The sequence below is a fragment of the Arhodomonas sp. KWT2 genome, from assembly GCF_041949875.1.
Lineage (GTDB): Bacteria > Pseudomonadota > Gammaproteobacteria > Nitrococcales > Nitrococcaceae > Arhodomonas > Arhodomonas aquaeolei.
Genome location: NZ_JBHFPQ010000051.1, coordinates 207035 through 226933 on the forward strand (window position 1 = coordinate 207035; position 19899 = coordinate 226933).

The following is a 19899-nucleotide window of genomic DNA, read 5'->3' on the forward strand; positions in this document are numbered from 1 at the left end:
CGGACACCACGATGACCCCGAGCGAAGCACGTGACCGCTACCTGACCGCCCTCGCCGCCCTGCGCGGTTACCCGTATCCGGAACGCCACGAGCTGTGGGGGGCCCGTTTCGACGTCAATCAGCCGGAGCTCGACGCCCTGGCGAACGCCCCGGATCCCTCCGCCCCTCCCTTCCACCCCGGCAGGCCCGCCGGCACGCCCCGCACGGGCATACCGGCCACATCGCTCGCGCCGGCGCACACGGCGATTCAGCGGTTCGACACCGCTCTCGCCCGGGTGAGCGAACAGCGCCAGCTCAACGCCTTCATCGGCCTGTGCCCACCGCCGGTCTCCCCCGTCAGCGGCCCCCTGAGCGGCATGCTCGTGGGCATCAAGGACATCATCAGCGTACGCGACATGCCCCGTACGGCCGGCAGTCTCGCCCTGACGAGCGAGCCTGCGGCCGAAGACGCCCCCTGTGTCGCCCGGCTGCGCGAGGCAGGGGCACTGATCGTGGGCACGCTGAACATGCACGAGCTGGCCTACGGCATCACCAGCGTCAATCCCCACTACGGCACCGTGGTCAATCCGCGCGCGCCGGCGCGCATCGCCGGGGGCTCCAGCGGCGGCTCCGCAGCAGCGGTCGCCGCGGGCATCGTCGACACCGCACTGGGCACCGACACCGCGGGTTCCATCCGTATCCCCGCCGCATGCTGCGGGGTGGTCGGCTTCAAGCCGACCTACGGCGCGGTATCCACCGAGGGCGTTCTGCCACTGGGCTGGTCGCTCGACCACGTCGGGCCGATCACGCGTAACGTGGCGGACGCGGCGGCCATGTTCGACGTCATGGCCGGGGGCCCGGCCGTCCCCACCGATGAGCCGGACGACCACCGCGGCTGGACGCTGGTACGGCCCGCGGACTTCTTCTTCGAGCAGCTCGCCCCTGCCGTGCGCGAGCGCCTGGAGCGGGCCCTCTCGCTGCTTCACAACCGCGGCATCGCAGTGGTGGAGCGCCCGCTGCCATTGCTCGACCACGCCGCGGGCGCCCAGTTCGCCACACTCTGCGTGGAGGCGACGCAGCAGCACATGCGGCTCATTGAACATCACCCCGAACGGCTCGGCGAGGATGTCCGCGTCCGCCTGGAGATCGGGCAGTTCATTCCCGGGGTCGACTACCAGCGCGCACAACGGCTGCGCGGCGAACTGGACATCGCCATGCACGCGGCACTGGAGCGGTGCGATGCCCTTGTTACGCCCACGCTGCCGGTGCCGGCACCACCGGTGGGCGCCACCGCCGTCGAGGTGGCCGGCCGAAGCATGCCGGTCCACACCGCCGCCACCCGGTGTACCGCACCGTTCAACCTCACCGGCATGCCCGCGGTGACTCTGCCCTGCGGCACGGACGACTCCGGCGCGCCCATCGGCCTGCAGCTCGCGGGGCGGCGCGGCGAGGACGCCCGGCTACTGCGCCTCGCCCTGGAGGTCGAGACGCTGATCGGGGAATTCGACACGGGGGGATGGAGCTGATGCTTTACCTCGATCTGACGGTCACGGGCCTGATGACCGGCGTGTTCTACGCGCTGATGGCCATCGGGCTGACCCTGATATTCGGGATCCTGCGGGTGGTGAATTTCGCCCACGGGGAGTTCTACATGGTCGGGGCCTACACCTACACCCTGCTCAGCACCGCCCTCGGCGTTCCCGTGTGGCTCACCCTGCCGGCAGCGGTGCTCGTCGGCGCGGCCCTCGGCTGGGTGACGGAGCGGACGCTGATGCGCCCGCTCTACGCGGGCTACGCCAGCTGGGGGCTGATGAAGGACGAGTACGCGATCATCGTCACCTTCGGGCTGTCGCTGCTGCTCATCAACCTCGTCGACAAGGTCATCGGCCCCTACCCCTACCGCGGCCCCGAGCTCATCGACACGGCACGCGTGCACCTCGGTCCGGTGATCGCCGACGGCCACCGGCTGATGGCCACCGGGCTCGGCGTGGCGGTGATCGCGGGCGTGTTCGCGTTCATGCGTTTCACCGTCGCCGGCAAGCAGGTACAGGCGGTCGCCCAGAACCGCCTCGGCGCCTCCCTCGCGGGGATCGACCCCGGCCGGGTGAGTGCCGCCGTGTTCGCCGCCTCGGGGGGACTGGCCGCGTTCGCCGGGGGGCTGCTCGCGCCGATCATCAACGCCTCCCCGGACGTCGGCGTATTCACCGCGGTGAAGTCCTACGTGGTCGTGGTGCTCGGCGGGATGGGCTCGGTCGCCGGCGCCGTGGTGGCCGGGCTGTTCCTGGGCGTCGCCGAGAGCTTTGGCGCCGTGTTCATCTCCTACGGCTACCGGGACACCTTCGGCCTGGTCATCCTCATCCTGGTTCTCATGTTCCGCCCCCAGGGGCTGTTCGGCGAAAAGGGCAGGAGCGTCTGATGGGCAACTCGGAGCGCCGCCTGCGCGCGGAATTCCACGGCTCCCTCGTCATCCTGGCACTGGTCGCGGCCCTGCCGCTGGTCCTCACCAGCGTGTACTGGCAGGGCGTGGTCATCGTCAGCCTCTACTACGCCCTGCAGGCCATGGGCTGGAACCTGGTGACCGGCTACACCGGCCAGATGAACCTCGCGCCGGCGGCGTTCGCCATGGTCGGGGCCTACGGCGTGGGCCTGCTCAGCCATCACTGGGGGATATCGCCGTGGCTGGGGGTGCCGGTGGGCGTGGCCGCCGCTGCGGGCATCGGGCTGGTGCTGGGACGCATCGTGCTGCCCCTGCAGGGGGCCTACGTGGCCCTGACCACGCTGTCGTTCGCGGAGATCCTGCGGCTGGTGATCGGCAACTCGTATTCCGTCACCCGCGGCGACCTGGGCCTGAACGTGCCCACGGTCTTCGACGGGCGCCTGCCCTACTACTACCTGATGCTCGCGGTGGTCGTGCTGGTGCAGATCGCGCTCTACGCACTGATGCGCTCGCGCATGGGGCTGTTCCTCCAGGCGGTGCGCGACGACGAGGTCGCGGCGGCGAGCCGCGGGGTCTCCATCGTGTGGTGGAAGACGCTGGCCTTCGTGGTCAGCTCGGCGATCTGCGGGCTCGCCGGCACGCTCTACGCACCGTTCGCCGGGCTGATCAGCCCCGAGCTGGGGCTGATCCTCAATACCGGCCTGGTGGTAAGCATGGTGGTCATCGGCGGCATGGGCACGATGATCGGCCCCATCGTCGGCGCCCTGCTCGTCTACACCGCGGGCGAGATGCTGCGCGAGGTCGGCGACTACCACCTGATCGTCTTCGCGCTGCTCGTCATCGTCTTCGCCCGGTTTTTCCGCGGCGGCATCTGGGGACTGCTGCAGCTCGGCGCCGACCGGCTCCCGGGGCGGCGGGAGACCGGCGCGAGGGAGGGGTGAACGCATGACGTTTCTGCAGGTAAAGGGACTGGAAAAGCGCTTCGGCGGACGGCACGCGGTGGACTCGGTGCACTTCGACGTGGCGGCGGGGGAGCTGGTGGGCCTGATCGGACCCAACGGCTCGGGCAAGACTACCCTGCTCAACATGCTCAGCGGCCATCTGGCGCCGGACGGCGGCACGGTGACCCTGGAGGGGCGGGAGGTCACCCGGCTGCCGGTCCACCGGCGGGCCCGGGCAGGGATACTGCGCATGTTCCAGCTCACCCGCGTCTTCGACCGGGTCAGCACGCTGGACAACCTGCTCGTCGCCGGGCGCGGCCTGGGCCTGAACGCGCGGGACGCCCTGACCCGGGCCCGCGCACTGCTCGACGAGCTCTCCCTGTCACCGGTGGCCGCGCTCGACGCCGGCCGGCTCTCGGGCGGGCAGCGCAAGCTCCTGGAGTTCGGCACCTGCTTCATGGTGCCACCGCGCATCGCCCTGCTCGACGAGCCCTTCGCGGCCGTCCACCCGAGCATGCGCGAGATCATGGGCCGGTTCGTGCGGGAACGCCACGCCCTGGGACAGACGTTCCTTCTGGTGAGTCACGACATGCCCGTCGTCCGTGAGATGTGCGAGCGCAGCGTGTGCATGAACGCGGGCTCGATCCTCGCCGACGGTAACACGGAGGACGTCCTCAACGACCCGGCGGTGATCGAGGCCTACCTGGGCGGAGAAGCGGCATGACGGCACTGTTGCAGATCGAGGACGTGACGGCGGGCTACACCTCGGATATCGACATCCTGCGCGGTGTCTCCGTGACGGTGCCCCCCGGGTCGATACGGGGGCTGATCGGGCTCAACGGCGCCGGCAAGTCCACCGTCATGAAGACCGCCTGCGGCTTCCTCACCCCCCGCCGGGGCCGGGTCCGTTTCGACGGCGAGGAGATCACCGGCATTGCCACCCACCGCCTGCTCCGGCGCGGCATCAGCCTGATCCCGCAGGAGTCGAGCCTCTTCCCCCACCTCAGCGTCGAGGACAACCTCCGACTGCCCCTGCGCGCCGCCCGCCGCGCCGGGCTGTCCAGCGACGACGCCCTGGAGCGCACCCTGGAGCGCTTCCCCGAGATCCACGGCAAGCTCCGCGCCGATGCCGGATCGCTGAGCGGCGGCCAGCAGAAGATGGTGGAATTCGCCAAGGCCCACATGCTCCGGCCCCGGCTGTGCCTCATCGACGAGCCGAGCATCGGGCTCTCGCCGAAGATCGCCGGCGAGGTGTTCGGCTGGATACGGCAGTTCGCGGACGAGGGCATGGCGATACTGCTCGTCGACCACAACATCCGCAAGGTCATCGAGCTGTCGGACTATACCTACGTGCTGACCCTCGGCGAGGTCACCGCCGAGGGCCCCCGGTCCCAGTTCGAGGGGGACATGCACGAGCAGGTCCGCGAGTGGCTCGGCCTCCACGTCTGCCGCCCGGCGCGGGGGGGGGGGGGGGGCGCGGGGCCCCCGCGGCGCCGCGCCGGGGGGGGGCCTCCAAAGCCGCCCCCCCCCCCCCCCCCCCCCCGCGAGGAGTGGGGGGAGGGGGTGGGGGGGCTTGCGGGGTTGTTGGTACCAGGGGGACACGCCCGCGCCGGCCCGCGCGTGGCACGGCCACACCGTCTGCCGCCCGCCGCGCGGCGGCGGGGACCCGTCGCGCCCCGGGCGCCCCTCAGTGGGCGTCCGCCCTCAGCCCCGGCGACTCCCCGCCGCCGCAGCCGAGATAGCGGGAGTGCTGGATCCAGCTCGCCTGCGGGTAGTACGCGAACAGGTACTGCCCGCCCTTGATGCTGTCGATCAAGGGCTCGGCCACCGCCGGGCGCACCGCCGGGCAGCCGTAGCTGCGCCCCAGTCGTCCGACCCGGCGGATGAACGCCGGGGTGGCGTAGTCCGCCCCGTGGACGACAATGGCCCGGCTGTAGGCGTGGTCGTTGACCCCGGGCTCCAGGCCCTTCAGGCGCAGGGAATAGCCGTTGCGGCCATGGTAGCTGTTGAGGGTGCGGTACAGGCCGAGGCTGGACGCGTGGCTCTCGGGCACATTGGAGAAGTGCTCGGCGCGATTGCCGCCGGTGGCCTGGCCGTGGGCGACCCACTCGCGGAACAGCAGCCGGCGGTCGTCGAGATCGAACACCCAGAGGCGCCGTTTCGTCGACGGGAGGGAGTAGTCGATCACCGCGAGACGGCCGGCCGCGGGCTGGCCGCGCTGCACGGCGCAACTCATGGCCTCGGCAGCCAGCGACAGGGCCCGGGGATCGGCCCCGGGGGCGAGCTGCTTGAGGGTATCGGCCAGGGGAGCGGCCTGGACGGCGCCGGCGAGCATCAGCACGGCCAGCGCGACCCCGGCAAGGCGATACCGCCGGGGCGGAAGCATTCTTTGAAGAAAGGGCACGTCTCGGTCTTCCTCCGTGACAGCACGAGCGGCTACGCTGCTGGAACGAACCGTCCACAGGTCGCCGCAGACGGCTCCATTATCGCGAAACGGGCGACGGTCACAACCGCAGGCGGATCCGGAGGGGGAAGTTGACCGTGCGCACAGGTCGGATCGCCGCAACCATCGTACTGATCGCCGGGCTCGTTACCGGCGGTAAAGCCGCCTTGGCGGACGCGGCCGGGGACCCGGTCGGCGATCGGCTACAGACTCTGCTGGACGCCCCGTCTCCACCGGCCTCCGGCGACCTGACGCCCCGGGTCGAGGCGTTCTATGCCGTCCGGGACTTTCGTCCGGCCTGGCGACGGCCCGAGGCCGTAACCGCATTCACGACCGCACTCGACACCCTGGCGGGCGACGGCCTGAGGCCTGCGGATTACGCCGCGGACCGGCTCGTCGCGGCCCACCGCCGGGCCTACGCCGGGGATGGCCCGATAGACGAACGCGCACGCTTCGATATCGTCGTCACCCGGCTGCTGCTCACCGCACTCCGCCACCTCGACCGGGGCAAGGTCGACCCGGCATCGCTGGAGGCGGACTGGGACGTCCCCCTGCCACCCTTCTCGCCGGACATGGACGCCCTGTCCGACGACGTCGACGCCCTGGACTTCGAGACCGCCTTTGCCCGGGCCCGGCCGGACTACGCCCCCTACCACCGGCTGCGCACGGCGCTCGCGCACTATCGCCGGATCCGCGACGCCGGCGGCTGGCCGGCCCTGCCATCGCTGGACACCGCGCTGCACCCCGGCGACCGGGCCCCGGCGGTCGCCGTGCTCCGCCGGCGACTCGCGGTCACCGGCGCACCCGTGGGGGACAGCGCGGACCCGGCACGCTACGACGATGCCCTCGCCGGGGCCGTGCGGCACTTCCAGCGCCACCATTACCTCGCCGTGGACGGTGTCGTCGGCACCGCCACCCGGGCGGCGCTCAACGTCGACGTGGACGCGCGCATCGACCAGATCCGGGTCAACCTGGAGCGTGCACGCTGGCTGCTCCACGGGCTGCCACGCTCGTTCGTGCTGGTGGACATCGCCGGCTATCGCCTGACCTACTACCGCCCGGATCACAAGCCATGGCACACGCGCATCGTCGTCGGCACCCCCTACCGGCGCACGCCGGCGCTGCGCTCGCGGATCACGCACCTGACGTTCAACCCGACCTGGACGGTGCCCGCCTCGATCACCTGGCCTGAGCTGCTGCCCCGCATCCGCCGGGACCCCGGCTACCTCGCCCGCGAGCACCTGCAGGTCCTCACCCCGGAGGGCCGGGCGCTGGACCCGGCGACGATCGACTGGCGCGATCCGCCCGCGGTGGTGCTGCGCCAGAGGGCGGGAGCGGACAACGCCCTGGGACGGGTGGTATTCCGCTTCCCCAACCCCTACTCGGTCTATCTCCACGACACCCCGGCCCGGGCGCTGTTCGACCGCCCCCGGCGCGCGTTCAGCCATGGCTGCATCCGCGTCGAGCACCCGCTGGAGCTGGCCCGCCTGCTCCTCGACGATCCGCAACGGTGGGACGCCGCCGCCATCGGCGAAACCATCGCCACCGGCGTCACGCTCAGCGTCGACCTGCCCGAGCCGGTCCCGGTCATCGTGCACTACTGGACGGTCAACATCGCCGGTGACGGCACCCTCGCGTTCAAGCCCGACATCTACGGGCGCGACCGCGCAGTCCTGGCCGCCCTCGAACGCCCCGCCACGGCGCCCGAGTCTGCCCTGCTCCGCCCGTGACGGGCGGCGCGGGACGCCGCCCGCGCGATTAACACCCCCGGCGTTGTATGCTAGTTTTCCGCTTTCGCCCGGCGGGTGCGCAAGCCCGTAGCAACCCAACCCTGTTCGGAGAACACGCATGTCCCTGGATGCCTCAGCCGTGGCGCATATCGCGCATCTGGCGCGCCTGGGTATCGACGAGAGCGCCGTGCCCGACTACGCGCGCAACCTCAGCGAGATCATCGACTTCGTCGAGCAGCTCTCCGGCGTGGACACCGGGGATGTCGAGCCGCTCGCCCACCCGCTGGAGATGAACCAGCGGCTGCGCCCGGACGAAGTCAGCGAGACCGACCAGCGCGAGCGCTTCCAGGCCATCGCCCCCGCCACCGAGGCGGGCCTGTACCTGGTGCCCCGCGTCATCGAGTGAGCCTCGCAACCACAGGGTCCGAACCGTCATGCACGAATACAGCATTACCGAGCTCGCCGCCGCTCTCGAGCGCGGCGACTTCACCAGCCGCGAGCTCACGGGGCACTACCTGGAGCGCATCCGCCGCCACGACGGCACGCTGAACAGCTTCATCAGCGTCACCGAGGAGGCCGCGCTGGCCCGGGCGGAGGCCGCGGACGCACGCCGCGCCCGCGGCGAGGCCGGGCCGCTGACCGGCGTGCCCATCGCGCACAAGGACATCTTCTGCACCGACGGTGTGCGCACGAGCTGCGGCAGCCGGATGCTCGATAACTTCATCGCGCCCTACGACGCCCACGTGGTCGAGCGCCTCAACGAGGCCGGCGCGGTGATGCTCGGCAAGACCAACATGGACGAGTTCGCCATGGGCTCGTCCAACGAAACCAGCTTCTACGGCCCTGTGAGCAACCCCTGGGACACCGCCGCGGTGCCCGGCGGCTCGTCCGGCGGCTCCGCCGCCGCGGTGGCCGCACGGCTGACCCCGGCGGCCACCGGCACGGACACCGGCGGCTCCATCCGCCAGCCGGCGTCCATGTGCGGCATCAGCGGGCTCAAGCCCACCTACGGCCGGGTCTCTCGCTACGGCATGGTCGCCTTCGCCTCCAGCCTCGACCAGGGCGGCCCCATGGCCCGCTCCGCCGAGGACCTGGCCGTGCTGCTCGGCGCCATGGCCGGCTTCGATCACCGCGACTCCACCAGCGTGCAGCGCGAGGTCCCCGACTACCGCGCCGCCCTCGGCGACGACATCCGCGGCCTGCGCATCGGCCTGCCGGCGGAATACTTCGGCGAGGGCCTGGACGCCGGCGTGCGCGCCGCCATCGACGAGGCGGTCGCCGCGCTCCGTGCCGAGGGCGCCGAGATCACCGAGGTCTCGCTGCCCAACACCCACCTCGCGGTGCCGGTGTACTACGTCATCGCCCCGGCGGAGGCCTCCTCCAACCTCTCGCGCTTCGACGGCGTGCGCTTCGGCTACCGCTGCGAGGACCCGCGCGGACTGGAGGACCTCTACACCCGCAGCCGCGGCGAGGGCTTCGGCGACGAGGTCAAGCGCCGCATCATGGTCGGCACCTACGCCCTGTCGGCGGGCTACTACGACGCCTACTACCTCAAGGCGCAGCAGGTCCGTCGAATGATCCGCGACGACTTCACCCGCGCGTTCGAGGACGTGGACGTCATCCTCGGCCCGGTGGCGCCGACCCCGGCGTTCGACATCGGTGAGAAGGCCGACGACCCGGTGCAGATGTATCTCTCCGACATCTACACCCTGGCGGTGAACCTCGCCGGCCTGCCGGGGCTGTCGGTGCCCGCGGGCTTCGCCAACGGCCGGCCGGTGGGCCTGCAGCTCATCGGTAACGACTTCGACGAGGCGCGGCTGCTCAACGGCGGCCACCGGTTCCCGCAGGCCACCGACGGGCCCACCCGCGCCCCCGGCGTTTTCGCCGGACGCGCGACCAACCGGCGGCGGCGCCCCGGCGCCGCCACGATCGACTACTTACGACTAGCGGGAACCCGTCATGGAGTGGGAACCGGTCATCGGACTCGAGATTCACGCCCAGCTCGCCACCCGGACGAAGATCTTCTCCGGGGCGTCCACCGCCTATGGTGCCGAGCCCAACACCCAGGCCTGCGCGGTGGACCTGGGGCTGCCCGGCGTGCTGCCCGTGCTCAACGAGCAGGCGGTGCGCTTCGCTGTGCGTCTCGGGCTCGCCCTGGACGCCGAGGTCGCCGGGCGCTCGGTGTTCGCGCGCAAGAACTACTTCTACCCCGACCTGCCCAAGGGCTATCAGATCTCGCAGTACGAGCTGCCCGTGGTCGGCACCGGCCACCTGGACATCGACCTCGAGGACGGCACCACCAAGCGCATCGGGGTCACCCGCGCGCACCTGGAGGAGGACGCCGGCAAGAGCCTGCACGAGGGCTTCGAGGCGATGACCGGCATCGACCTCAACCGCGCCGGCACGCCGCTGCTGGAAATCGTCTCCGAGCCGGACCTGCGCTCGGCGAAGGAGGCGGTCGCCTACATGAAGAAGCTCCACTCGCTGGTGCGCTACCTCGGCATCTGCGACGGCAACATGCAGGAGGGGAGCTTCCGCTGCGACGCGAACGTCTCCGTGCGACCGAAGGGCGAGTCGGGCTTCGGCACCCGCGCCGAGCTCAAGAACCTCAACTCGTTCCGCTTCGTCGAGCGCGCCATCAACCACGAGATCGAGCGCCAGATCGAGCTCATCGAGGACGGCGGCGAGGTCGTGCAGGAGACGCGCCTGTACGACGCCGACAAGAACGAAACCCGCTCGATGCGCACCAAGGAAGAGGCGAACGACTATCGCTACTTCCCGGACCCGGACCTCCTGCCGCTGGAGGTGACCCGGTCGCTGATCGAGGAGATCCGCGGCGAGCTCCCGGAGCTGCCGGACGCCAAGAAGGCGCGCTTCGAGGCCGACTACGGCCTGCCCGCCTACGACGCCGGCGTGCTCACCGCCAGCCGCGAGCTCGCCGACTACTACGAGGCCACCGTGACCGCGGCGGACGGCGAGGCCAAGCTCGCCGCCAACTGGGTCATGGGCGAGCTCTCCGGGGCGCTGAACAAGGCCGGCCTGGACATCACCGACTCGCCGGTGAGCGCCGCCGACCTCGGCGGGCTGCTGTGCCGGATCAACGACGAGACCATCTCCGGCAAGATCGCCAAGGACGTCTTCGAGGCCATGTGGAACGGCGAGGGCGACGCCGACACGGTGATCGAGTCGAAGGGGCTGAAGCAGGTCACCGACACCGGCGCCATCGAGGCCATGGTGGACGAGGCCATCGCCGCCAACCCCACCCAGCTCGAGCAGTACCGTGCCGGCAAGACCAAGCTCCTCGGCTTCTTCGTCGGCCAGGTGATGAAGGCGTCCGGGGGCAAGGCGAACCCGCAGCAGGTCAACGAGATCCTGCGCCGCAAGCTCGACGGCTGATCACCCGGCCGCCGCCGGGGGCGCGCCGCGTCCCCGGCCCATGCTTGAACACCCCCGCCACGCCCCCATCTCGAACGGTACAGCCGCGACGGGACCGAGCCTCATGAGTGACCGCCTCTACCGCTTTCTCTTCGAGAACGCCGACGTTCGCGGCGAGCTCGTCCAGCTGGACAGCGTCTACCGGGAGCTCACCCGGCGGGCGGACTACCCCCCGGTGGTGAACCGCCTGCTCGGCGAGGCGCTGGCGGCGGCGGCGCTGCTCACCGCGACGCTCAAGTTCCGCGGCCGGCTGGTGATGCAGATCCAGTCCAGCGGCCCGCTGACCATGCTCGTCGTCCAGGCCAGCAGTGACGGCGGCATGCGGGCGATGGCACGCTACAACGCCGAGGTACCGGACGCCACCCTGGACGAACAGGCCCGTGACGGCGCGCTGGCCATCACCCTGGAGCCCGACGACGACACCCAGCGCTACCAGGGCATCGTCGATCTCGCCCCCGGAAGCCTGGCGGCGGCCCTGGAGAAATACTTCCGCGAGTCCGAGCAGCTCGACACGCGGGTCTGGCTCTCGGCGGCCGAGGGCCGCGCCGGCGGCATGCTGCTGCAGCGCATCCCGGCGCGGGAGGACGCCACCACGGACACCGACGCGTGGGCGCGCAGCGGCCACCTCGCGGAGACCATCACCGCCCGCGAGCTGCTCTACCTGGACGTCTCCCAGATCCTGCGGCGCCTCTTCCACGAGGAGGACATCCGGCTGTTCGACCCCATGCCGCTGCGCTTCCAGTGCCGCTGCTCGCGGGAGAACGTCGGCGCCATGATCGCCTCTCTGGGCCCGGAGGAGGTGCGCTCCATCGTCGCCGAGCAGGGCGGCGTGGAGGTCCACTGCGACTTCTGCAACGCGGCCTACCACTTCGACCCGGTGGACGCCGAGCAGCTGCTCGCCGACCCCAGCGCGCCACCGCCCTCCGACACCCAGCACTGAGCCCGCGCGGTGGAGGCGCTCAGGCGCCGCCGCGCCGGCTCAGCCACGCGTCCAGCACCTTCAGCCGCTCCGGCGTACCGACGTCACACCACGCCCCGCGGTGGTGGGTCGCCCCCAGCCGCCCCGCCGCCGCGGCATCGCGCAGCAGCGGCGCCAGCCGGAAGGCCCCGTCGTCGCGCCCGCCGAACAGCCCGGGCCGGTAGGCGCCGATGCCGGCGAAGGTCAGCCGCGGCGGCGCCTCGACCGCCCGGCCGTCGCGGAGCCCGAAGTCCCCCTCCGGATGGTGGCCGGGGTTGTCCACGAGCACGATGTGCGCGTCACCGGCCGGCTCCCGGGGCAGCGTGGCCGGGTCGAAGTCCGTCCACACGTCGCCGTTGACCACCCAGAACGGGGCCTCGCCGAGCAGCGGCAGCGCCCGCCGGATCCCGCCGCCGGTCTCCAGCGCGCTGTCGCCCTCGTCCGAGATCGTCACCTCGAGGCCCCAGGCACCGCCGTCGCCGAGGTACTCCCGCAGACGTGCGCCCTGCCAGGCGACGTTGACCACCACGCGGGTCACACCGGCCCGGGCCAGGGCCGTGAGGTGCCAGTCGATCAGCGGCCGGCCACCCGCGCACAGCATGGGCTTGGGCCGGTCGTCCGTCAGCGGGCGCATGCGCTCGCCGCGCCCGGCGGCCAGGATCATCGCGTGCATCACCCCCCCTCCTCTCCCACGCGGTAGCGCGCGAAGAGCTCGAGCAGCGGCGCCAGCTCCGGCCACGCGGCGGCCTCGCGGCGCACGTAGCGTGCGAACCGCGGCAGCTCAGGGAGATAACGGGACTTGCCGTCACGATAGTGCAGCCGGGCGAAGACCCCCAGGACCTTGAGATGACGCTGCACCGCCATCCAGTCCAGGTCCTGGCGGAACGCCGCCTCCCCCGGCAACGCCAGCCCGGATTCGGCGGCGCGCTCGCGGTATAGCGCGATCCAGCGCGTCTCGTCCGCCTCCGGCCACTCCCAGAACGCGTCGCGGAGCAGGCTCGCGAGATCGTAGGTCAGCGGACCGACGACGGCGTCCTGGTGATCGATCACGCCGGGCAGCCGCTCGCAGTCCATGAGGTTGCGGACCATGAAGTCCCGGTGCACCCCCACCCGCGGCTGGGCCAGTGCGCGCCCGATGAGCCGCTCGCACACCGCCTCCCAGTCTCGGCGCTCGGCGTCGTCCAGACGGATGCCCCGGTGACGGCCCAGGTACCAGTCGACGAACAGCGACAGCTCCCGGGCAAGCAGGTCCCGGTCATAGGGCGGCAGCCCGTCGGGCAGCGGCGCGGCCTGCCAGCGCACCAGGGCGTGGATGGCCGCCGGCATCAACCGTTCGCCCTCGCCGGCGTTGAGCCCGGCGAGATAGTCCCGACCGCCGAGATCCTCCAGCAGCGCCCAGCCACGCCCGGCATCCGACGCCAGCACCGCCGGGGCATGCAGACCGGCGTCGCGCAGCAGCCGGCCGGTCACCAGGAACCGCGCGAGCTGGGGCGAGTCCTCGCCCGCGACCATCAGCACGCACGTACCGGCCTCGTGAGCGACGCGGAAATAGCGCCGGTCACCGGCATCCCCGGTCATGGGTGCGAGCTGCACGCGGGCACCCAGCCGCGCCTCGATCCAGTCCTGCATCGCCGCCGTCGCGGTATTCGTGTCGCTGCCCTTCACGCCGGTCACGGCGCCTCCCCTGTGGCTGTTGGCAAAGGCGACGATGATACTACCAGCCCGCCGCCTCCCGGGACGCCCGTCGCCGGTCCTATGGCCGTAAAAGCGCCGGCGCGACGGGCAACGCCACGAGCGCGTTTGCGGCGGCGTGGGAGCTGTGCGAAGGTAGCGACGCCTTGCAGGAGAAGAACGCGTGACCCGGAAAACCCCACTGGTCCGCCTCGCATGGATTACCGCGCTCGCCACCCTGGCCCCCTCTGTCGCCGGGGCGGCCGACGGCCCGTGGGCGCTGTGCGGCCCGCCACTGACCCCGGCGCCCCTCGGTGATCCGGCCAAGCGCGACGACCCTGACACGCCCACGGAGGTGGACGCCGGCGCCGTACGCTACGACCAGGGACGCTACGTGCTCACCGGCGGCGCGGTGATCCGGCGCGCGGATCGCAAGGTCACCGCGGAGCGCATGGAGTACCGCACCGACCCGGAGCGCGTGAGCGCCAGCGGCGACGTCCACTACGAAGAGGCCGGTGCGGTGGTCACCGCGGACGAGGCCCGGATGAACCTGGACGCGGACACCGGGCGCTTCTCGGCGGTGACCTACCGGGTCGACGCCGGTCACCTCCAGGGCGACGCCAGCCGCGCCGAGCGCCTGGGTCCCGAGCGTGCCCGCTACTACGACGTGCGCCTGTCCACGTGCAACCCCGGCGAGGAGGTCTGGTGGCTGCACGCCGGCACGGTGACCATCGACCAGGAAGAAAACCAGGGCACGGCGACCAACGCCTGGCTGTCGGTCGCCGACGTGCCGGTGTTCTACTCCCCCTGGCTGCGCTTCCCGGTGGGCAGCGAGCGCCTGACGGGCTTTCTGGCGCCGAGCATCGGCCAGAGCAGCGACGGCGGATTCCAGGTCAGCACGCCCTGGTACTGGAACATCGCCCCGAACCGTGACGCCACCATCACGCCGACGTACTACACCAAGCGCGGCCTGATGCTGGGCGGCGAATTCCGGTACCTGGAGCCCTGGGCGGCGGGCGAGGTCCACGGCACCTACCTGCCCAACGACAGTGCCTACGGCGACGACCGCTGGCTCGTCCAGCAGCACCACCGCTTCGCGGCCGGAAAGCACTTCAGCGGCGAGCTCGAGCAGCGCCGGGTAAGCGACGACGACTACCTCGACGACTTCGATACCGGATTCAACGACGGCGACTTCTCCTCGTCAGAACGCAATCTGGAGAGCTACGCCCGGGCGTCCTGGAGCACGGAGGACTGGCAGGTCACCGCCGACGCCCAGGACTGGCAGACGATTGACCCGACCGTCTCCCCACGCAACGAACCCTATGCGCGCCAGCCCAGGGTGAGCTTCGACTACCGGCCGCTGATCACGGACATGCCGCTGGACGTATCGTTCGAGGCGGAGGCGGTGGACTTCTACCACCCCTATCCGGATCAGCGTGTCACCGGCCAGCGTTTCGACATGAAACCGCGCCTGGCCCTGCCGCTGCGCTCGCTCGCCTATCATTTCGAGCCGGCGGTATCCTGGCGCTACACCAGCTATCAGCTCGACGATCCGGACGGCACCAGCCGCAGCCCGGACCGCAGCGTGCCGATCTACAGCGTGGACACGGGGCTGAACTTCGTCCGCGACACGTCCTGGTTCGGGCATAACATGACCCAGACCCTGGAACCGCGGATGTTCTACCTCTACGTCCCCGAGCGGAATCAGGACGACCTGCCCACGTTCGACACCGACGCCTCGGACCTCAGCTACAGCCAGCTCTTCCGGGAGGAGCGCTTCAGCGGCCCGGACCGCGTGGGTGACGCCAACCAGCTAAGCCTCGGCGTGACCTCGCGCCTGCTGGATCAGAACACCGGCCGGAACTACCTGCGCTTCTCCGCCGGCCAGATCTTCTATTTCGACGACCGCGAGGTCACGCTGGATGGCAGCGACGACACCGAGGAGCGCTCCGACTACTTCACCGAGCTCCGGCTGAATCTGCCCCTCGGGCTGAGCAGCACCATCAACTACAGCTGGGACGAGGCCGATTTCGGGAACCACGACCTCTACAGCCGGGTCCGATGGAACAATGGCGGCCCGCTGCTGCTCAACGTCAGCTACCGCGACCGCAGCGGCGAGGGCCGCAACCCGCTGGAGCAGGCGGAGACGAGCTTCGCGCTGTCCGTCTCGCCGCGCTGGTCGGTGCTCGGCGGCTGGAACCAGGATCTGCTCGACAAGGAGACGGACGAGCGCTTCATCGGCCTGGAGTACGAGAGCTGCTGCTACGCGATCCGCGCGGTCTACCAGGCGACCCAGGACAACGCCCCCGGCGACAACCTGGAGAACCAGATCCTGCTCCAGTTCGCGCTCAAGGGCCTGGGTGGCCTCGGTGATACAATCCCCCAGTTTTTCGAGAATGCGGTGCCGGGCTACAAGGCCCGGCCAGGCTACTGACCGGACGCGGTGCCCGCGTGCACCGGGCGTCCCCACGACTGATCGAGGTATAGACCGTGTTGCGCATGAGCCTCTACCGGTGCATCGCCGCCGCCTTCCTGACGCTCGCCCTGGCGGGGCCGGCGGCGGCCCAGCTGCTGGACCGGATCGTCGCCGTGGTCAACGAAGACGTCATCCTGATGTCGGAATTCCAGGACGAGCTCGCCCAGGTCCGCTCGCAGCTGCAGCAGCGTGACATCGAGGCGCCGTCGGAGCAGGAGCTGCGCCAGCAGGTCCTGGAGCGCCTGGTCGTCGAGCAGCTCCAGATCGACGCCGCCAACCGGCGCGGCATCACCGTCGACCAGGCCACGCTCGACGCCGCGGTCCGCCGCGTGGCCGAACGCAACAACCTGGACCTGCGCGGCTTCCGCGACGCCCTCGTCAATCAGGGCATGTCCATGGACGGGTTCCGCGAGCGCCTGCGCCGCCAGATCCTTGTCCAGCGCCTGCGCCAGCGCGTCATGGATCAGCGGGTCAACGTCACGCCCCAGGAGATCGAGCAGTACACCGCGCGCCTCGCCGAGGACCAGCAGGAGTACCACCTCCGACACATCCTTGTGGCGCTACCGGAGGCGGCCTCGCCCGAGGCCATCTCCGACGCCCGCGACAAGGCCGAGGCCCTGCGCCGCCAGCTCACCGAGGGCGGCGCCAACTTCGCGACCCTGGCGGCGGCGCGCTCGGACGGGCGCAACGCGCTGGAGGGTGGCGATCTCGGCTGGCGCCGGGCCGGCGAGCTGCCGGGCGTTATCGCCGACCGCCTGAACGCCCTCGACCCCGGCGGGATCAGCGAGGTTCTGCGCACGCCCTCGGGCTTCCACCTGTTCAAGATGGAGGACCGCCGCGCCGCCGAGCGGCACGTCGTCACCCAGAGCCATATCCGCCACATCATGATCCAGACCAATGAGGTCGTCACCGACAGCGACGCCCGCAAACGGCTGCAGTCGCTGCGCCAGCGCATCGAGGGCGGCGCCTCGTTCGAGGCACTCGCCCGCGCGAACTCCGATGACAAGGCCACCGCCGCCGACGGCGGCGACATGGGCTGGCTCGGCCCGCAGGAGATGCCGCCGGCCGTCCGCCGCGCCGTCGAGGGCATGCAGGCCGGCAGCGTGAGCCGGGCGTTCAAGTCCCGCAACGGCTGGCACCTGATCCAGCTGGTCGAACAGCGGCGCAAGGACACCACCGAGGCCTACCGCCGCAACCAGGCCGCCGAGCAGCTGCGCCAGCGCAAAGAGGACGAGGAGCTCGAGCTGTGGCTGCGCCAGCTCCGCGAGGAGGCCTACGTGGACTACCGCCTCGACAACCCGGCAGGGGCCGCCAACTCGTGACCGCCCCCGCCCTGGCGGTCACCATGGGCGAGCCGGCGGGCATCGGTCCGGACCTGCTCGCCATGCTCGCGGCGAACCCGCCGGCCGACTGCCGCCCGGTACTGGTGGGCGATCCGGAGGTGATCGCCACACGGGCCCGGACTCTCGGACTGGATATCGAGCTCGTGCCCTACCGCCCGGACGCACCGGCCCCGGACCACGGACTGGAGATCGAGGCGGTCGCGATGCACAAGGCGGTGACCCCGGGACGGCTGGACCCCGGCAACGCCACCGCCGTGCTCGCCATGCTCGACGCCGCCCTGGGCGGCTGTCTTGACGGGCACTTCGCCGGCATGGTCACCGCCCCCGTGCACAAGGGTGTGATCAACGAGGCCGGCGTACCCTTCAGCGGCCACACGGAATACCTCGCCCACCACAGCGGCGGCGACCTGCCGGTGATGATGCTCGTCGCCGGCGGACTGCGCGTGGCGCTGGTCACCACCCACCTGCCCCTGCGCGAGGTCGCCGACGCGATCACCGCCGGGCGCCTGGAGCGGGTGACCCGCACGCTCGAGGACGAACTGCGCCGGCGCTTCGGCATCGCCGCACCCCGGATCCTTGTCGCCGGCGTCAATCCCCACGCCGGCGAGGGCGGCCACCTCGGAGGCGAGGAGATCGAGGTGGTCACACCCGTGCTCGAACGCCTGCGCGGCGAGGGCATGGCGCTCACCGGACCGCTGCCCGCCGATACCCTGTTCACCCCCGAGCACCTGGACCACGCCGACGCGGTGCTCGCCATGTATCACGACCAGGGGCTGCCGGTGCTCAAGTACGCGGGCTTCGGCGAAGCGGTGAACGTCACCCTGGGGCTGCCCGTGGTGCGCACCTCCGTCGATCACGGCACCGCCCTGGACCTCGCCGGCAGCGGCCGGGCGCGGGACGGCAGCCTCCGCGCCGCAATCGAGCTCGCCACCCGCCTCGCGACCGGGGGCGGCCGTTGAGCCACCGGCCCCGCAAGCGCTTCGGACAGAACTTCCTCCATGAGCGCGCCTACATCGAGCGCATGATTGCCGCCATCGCACCGGTGTCCGGCGAGGCCATCGTGGAGATCGGTCCCGGCCAGGGCGCGCTCACCCGGCCGCTGCTGGAGGCCGCCGGGGCACTCACGGTCATCGAGCTCGACCGCGACCTCATCGCCGGACTGGAGCGCCTCGACGCCGGCAGCAGCCGGCTGCGCATCATTCAGGGCGACGCCCTGCGAGTCGATCCGGCCTCGCTGGGCGAGGGGCCGATCCGCGTCGTCGGCAACCTGCCCTACAACATCTCCACGCCGCTGCTCTTCCACCTCACCGCCGGTACCGCGCCCGTCTCCGACCTGCACCTCCTGCTCCAGCGCGAGGTCGTCGAACGCATGGCCGCGGCACCGGGGGGCGGCACCTACGGCCGGCTGTCGGTGATGATCCAGTACCGCTGCCGGGTGGAGCCGCTGTTCGATGTCCCGCCCGGGGCGTTCACGCCGGCCCCCCGGGTCACCTCGACCTTCGTGCGCCTGGTGCCTCATGCCGCCCCGCCGGTTGACGTGCCCGACGAGGAGCGCCTCGCCACCGTGGTTACCCGTGCGTTCACGGCCCGGCGCAAGACCCTGCGCAATGCCCTGTCCGGGCTGCTCGAAACCGACGCCATCGCCGCGGCCGGGATCGACCCGCGGACACGCGCCGAAACGCTGAGCCTCGACGACTTCGCCGCGCTCGCACGGCGACTGGACTGAAGCGGACACGGAGCGCTTCTCCACGACGCGTGCGTGCATTACCCTGAGGCCATGCCGAATGCCGACGGGGAGGCCATGGCATGGAGGGGTATCAGCACATTCTGCTCGCCGCGGATTTCCAGGACGACAGCGCCTGTGTGGGCCTGCGCGCCCGGGACATGGCGGAGCGCTACGGCGCCCGGCTAAGCCTGCTGCACGTGGTGGAGAACATGCCGGTGGAGCCCGGCAACGAGCTCATGATCCCACCCACCGCGAACGTGGAGCAGGAACTGCTCGCCAATGCCGAACGCCGCCTGCGCGAGCTCGGGGAGAAACTGGGCGTCGCCGAGGACGATCGGGAGGTGCGGGTCGGACAGACCAAGCGCGAGATCATCGAACATGCGCAGGAATGCGGCGCGGACCTCATCGTGGTGGGCTCACACAGCCGCCACGGTCTCGCACTGCTGCTAGGCTCGACGGCGAACGCGCTACTCCACGGCGCGCCCTGCGACGTCCTCGCGGTGCGCCTCTAGCGGCAGCGCCCCGGGCGTGTTGCGCCTGCGGGCCTCAGAGGTAGGGGACGAACACCGAGGCCGCAAAGGCCACGGCGACGGCAATCGTCAGAGATGTCAGCAGATCGGGTTTTCGCATGATGGCTCGCTGTTTCCGGCGCCTGCGCCCCCGGCCGACGATACATGCCACCGGAAGCGAACGCGCTAGAGCGTAACACAACATGACCGCCCGCAACTTTGCGGAAACCCGGCAATATGCCGATTCCGCA

17 protein-coding genes and 1 pseudogene are annotated in these 19899 nt (G+C 71.0%); 15 read left to right on the top strand and 3 right to left on the bottom strand.

Annotated features, from left to right (window positions below):
* Positions 1-11: 11 nt before the first annotated feature.
* The 5 genes from ACEZHJ_RS16355 to ACEZHJ_RS16375 are packed head-to-tail and all read left to right on the top strand — an operon-like array spanning position 12 to position 5160.
* Complete coding sequence (locus ACEZHJ_RS16355; protein ID WP_163140404.1) at positions 12-1505, top strand: amidase; 1494 nt, start codon at positions 12-14, stop codon at positions 1503-1505.
* A complete protein-coding gene (locus tag ACEZHJ_RS16360; protein WP_240466255.1) occupies positions 1505-2395 on the top strand; it encodes a branched-chain amino acid ABC transporter permease in 891 nt (296 codons plus the stop codon). Before ACEZHJ_RS16355 ends, ACEZHJ_RS16360 begins: the two co-directional genes overlap by 1 nt.
* Positions 2395-3357 (top strand): branched-chain amino acid ABC transporter permease, encoded by a 963-nt coding sequence (locus ACEZHJ_RS16365; RefSeq protein WP_018716495.1) that lies wholly within the window; start codon positions 2395-2397, stop codon positions 3355-3357. Before ACEZHJ_RS16360 ends, ACEZHJ_RS16365 begins: the two co-directional genes overlap by 1 nt.
* 4 nt (positions 3358-3361) lie before the next feature.
* Positions 3362-4081 carry an ABC transporter ATP-binding protein gene (locus tag ACEZHJ_RS16370; protein ID WP_163140400.1) on the top strand — a complete coding sequence of 240 codons (720 nt, stop codon included), beginning with the start codon at positions 3362-3364 and terminating at the stop codon, positions 4079-4081.
* A complete protein-coding gene (locus ACEZHJ_RS16375) occupies positions 4078-5160 on the top strand; it encodes an ABC transporter ATP-binding protein (protein WP_375036713.1) in 1083 nt (360 codons plus the stop codon). Before ACEZHJ_RS16370 ends, ACEZHJ_RS16375 begins: the two co-directional genes overlap by 4 nt.
* On the opposite strand, the gene ACEZHJ_RS16380 is transcribed toward ACEZHJ_RS16375, so the two are convergent.
* Positions 5045-5761, bottom strand: coding sequence for a murein L,D-transpeptidase catalytic domain family protein (locus ACEZHJ_RS16380; RefSeq protein WP_375036714.1), 717 nt, complete (start codon positions 5759-5761; stop codon positions 5045-5047). The genes ACEZHJ_RS16375 and ACEZHJ_RS16380 overlap by 116 nt on opposite strands.
* A gap of 137 nt (positions 5762-5898) precedes the next feature.
* Between ACEZHJ_RS16380 and ACEZHJ_RS16385 the strand changes: the two genes are divergently transcribed.
* From ACEZHJ_RS16385 to hslO, 5 genes and pseudogenes are all read left to right on the top strand, one after another.
* Complete coding sequence (locus ACEZHJ_RS16385) at positions 5899-7530, top strand: murein L,D-transpeptidase (RefSeq protein ID WP_375036738.1); 1632 nt, start codon at positions 5899-5901, stop codon at positions 7528-7530.
* A gap of 118 nt (positions 7531-7648) precedes the next feature.
* Positions 7649-7936, top strand: coding sequence for an Asp-tRNA(Asn)/Glu-tRNA(Gln) amidotransferase subunit GatC (gene gatC, locus ACEZHJ_RS16390; RefSeq protein ID WP_163141162.1), 288 nt, complete (start codon positions 7649-7651; stop codon positions 7934-7936).
* 28 nt (positions 7937-7964) lie between these two features.
* Positions 7965-9416, top strand: a pseudogene (gene gatA, locus ACEZHJ_RS16395) (Asp-tRNA(Asn)/Glu-tRNA(Gln) amidotransferase subunit GatA); the annotation flags it as partial.
* Positions 9417-9489: 73 nt separating this feature from the next.
* Positions 9490-10926 carry an Asp-tRNA(Asn)/Glu-tRNA(Gln) amidotransferase subunit GatB gene (gene gatB, locus ACEZHJ_RS16400; RefSeq protein WP_018716502.1) on the top strand — a complete coding sequence of 479 codons (1437 nt, stop codon included), beginning with the start codon at positions 9490-9492 and terminating at the stop codon, positions 10924-10926.
* Positions 10927-11029: 103 nt separating this feature from the next.
* Positions 11030-11905, top strand: coding sequence for an Hsp33 family molecular chaperone HslO (hslO, locus tag ACEZHJ_RS16405; protein WP_375036715.1), 876 nt, complete (start codon positions 11030-11032; stop codon positions 11903-11905).
* Positions 11906-11924: 19 nt separating this feature from the next.
* Here the strand turns inward: hslO and murU are convergent, their stop codons facing one another.
* Together murU and ACEZHJ_RS16415 are read right to left on the bottom strand one after the other, a co-directional pair.
* The gene (gene murU, locus ACEZHJ_RS16410; protein WP_375036716.1) at positions 11925-12596 is read right to left on the bottom strand and encodes an N-acetylmuramate alpha-1-phosphate uridylyltransferase MurU; all 672 of its coding nucleotides are present in this window, start codon (positions 12594-12596) and stop codon (positions 11925-11927) included.
* Entirely contained in the window at positions 12596-13597 is a 1002-nt protein-coding gene (locus tag ACEZHJ_RS16415; RefSeq protein ID WP_240466288.1) for an aminoglycoside phosphotransferase family protein, read from the bottom strand. The genes murU and ACEZHJ_RS16415 overlap by 1 nt, the downstream gene beginning before the upstream one ends.
* Positions 13598-13778: 181 nt before the next feature.
* On the opposite strand from ACEZHJ_RS16415, the gene ACEZHJ_RS16420 reads away from it, so the two are divergent.
* The 5 genes from ACEZHJ_RS16420 (at position 13779) to ACEZHJ_RS16440 (ending at position 19651) form a co-directional block, all read left to right on the top strand.
* Complete coding sequence (locus ACEZHJ_RS16420) at positions 13779-16028, top strand: LPS-assembly protein LptD (RefSeq protein ID WP_375036717.1); 2250 nt, start codon at positions 13779-13781, stop codon at positions 16026-16028.
* A gap of 65 nt (positions 16029-16093) precedes the next feature.
* A complete protein-coding gene (locus ACEZHJ_RS16425; protein WP_018716507.1) occupies positions 16094-17392 on the top strand; it encodes a peptidylprolyl isomerase in 1299 nt (432 codons plus the stop codon).
* 23 nt (positions 17393-17415) lie between these two features.
* Positions 17416-18372 carry a 4-hydroxythreonine-4-phosphate dehydrogenase PdxA gene (gene pdxA, locus ACEZHJ_RS16430; RefSeq protein ID WP_040409132.1) on the top strand — a complete coding sequence of 319 codons (957 nt, stop codon included), beginning with the start codon at positions 17416-17418 and terminating at the stop codon, positions 18370-18372.
* On the top strand, positions 18369-19139 hold the full coding sequence (gene rsmA / locus ACEZHJ_RS16435; RefSeq protein ID WP_163142710.1) for a 16S rRNA (adenine(1518)-N(6)/adenine(1519)-N(6))-dimethyltransferase RsmA: 771 nt from the start codon (positions 18369-18371) through the stop codon (positions 19137-19139). Before pdxA ends, rsmA begins: the two co-directional genes overlap by 4 nt.
* Before the next feature lie 80 nt (positions 19140-19219).
* A complete protein-coding gene (locus ACEZHJ_RS16440) occupies positions 19220-19651 on the top strand; it encodes a universal stress protein (protein ID WP_018716510.1) in 432 nt (143 codons plus the stop codon).
* Positions 19652-19899 lie beyond the last annotated feature (248 nt).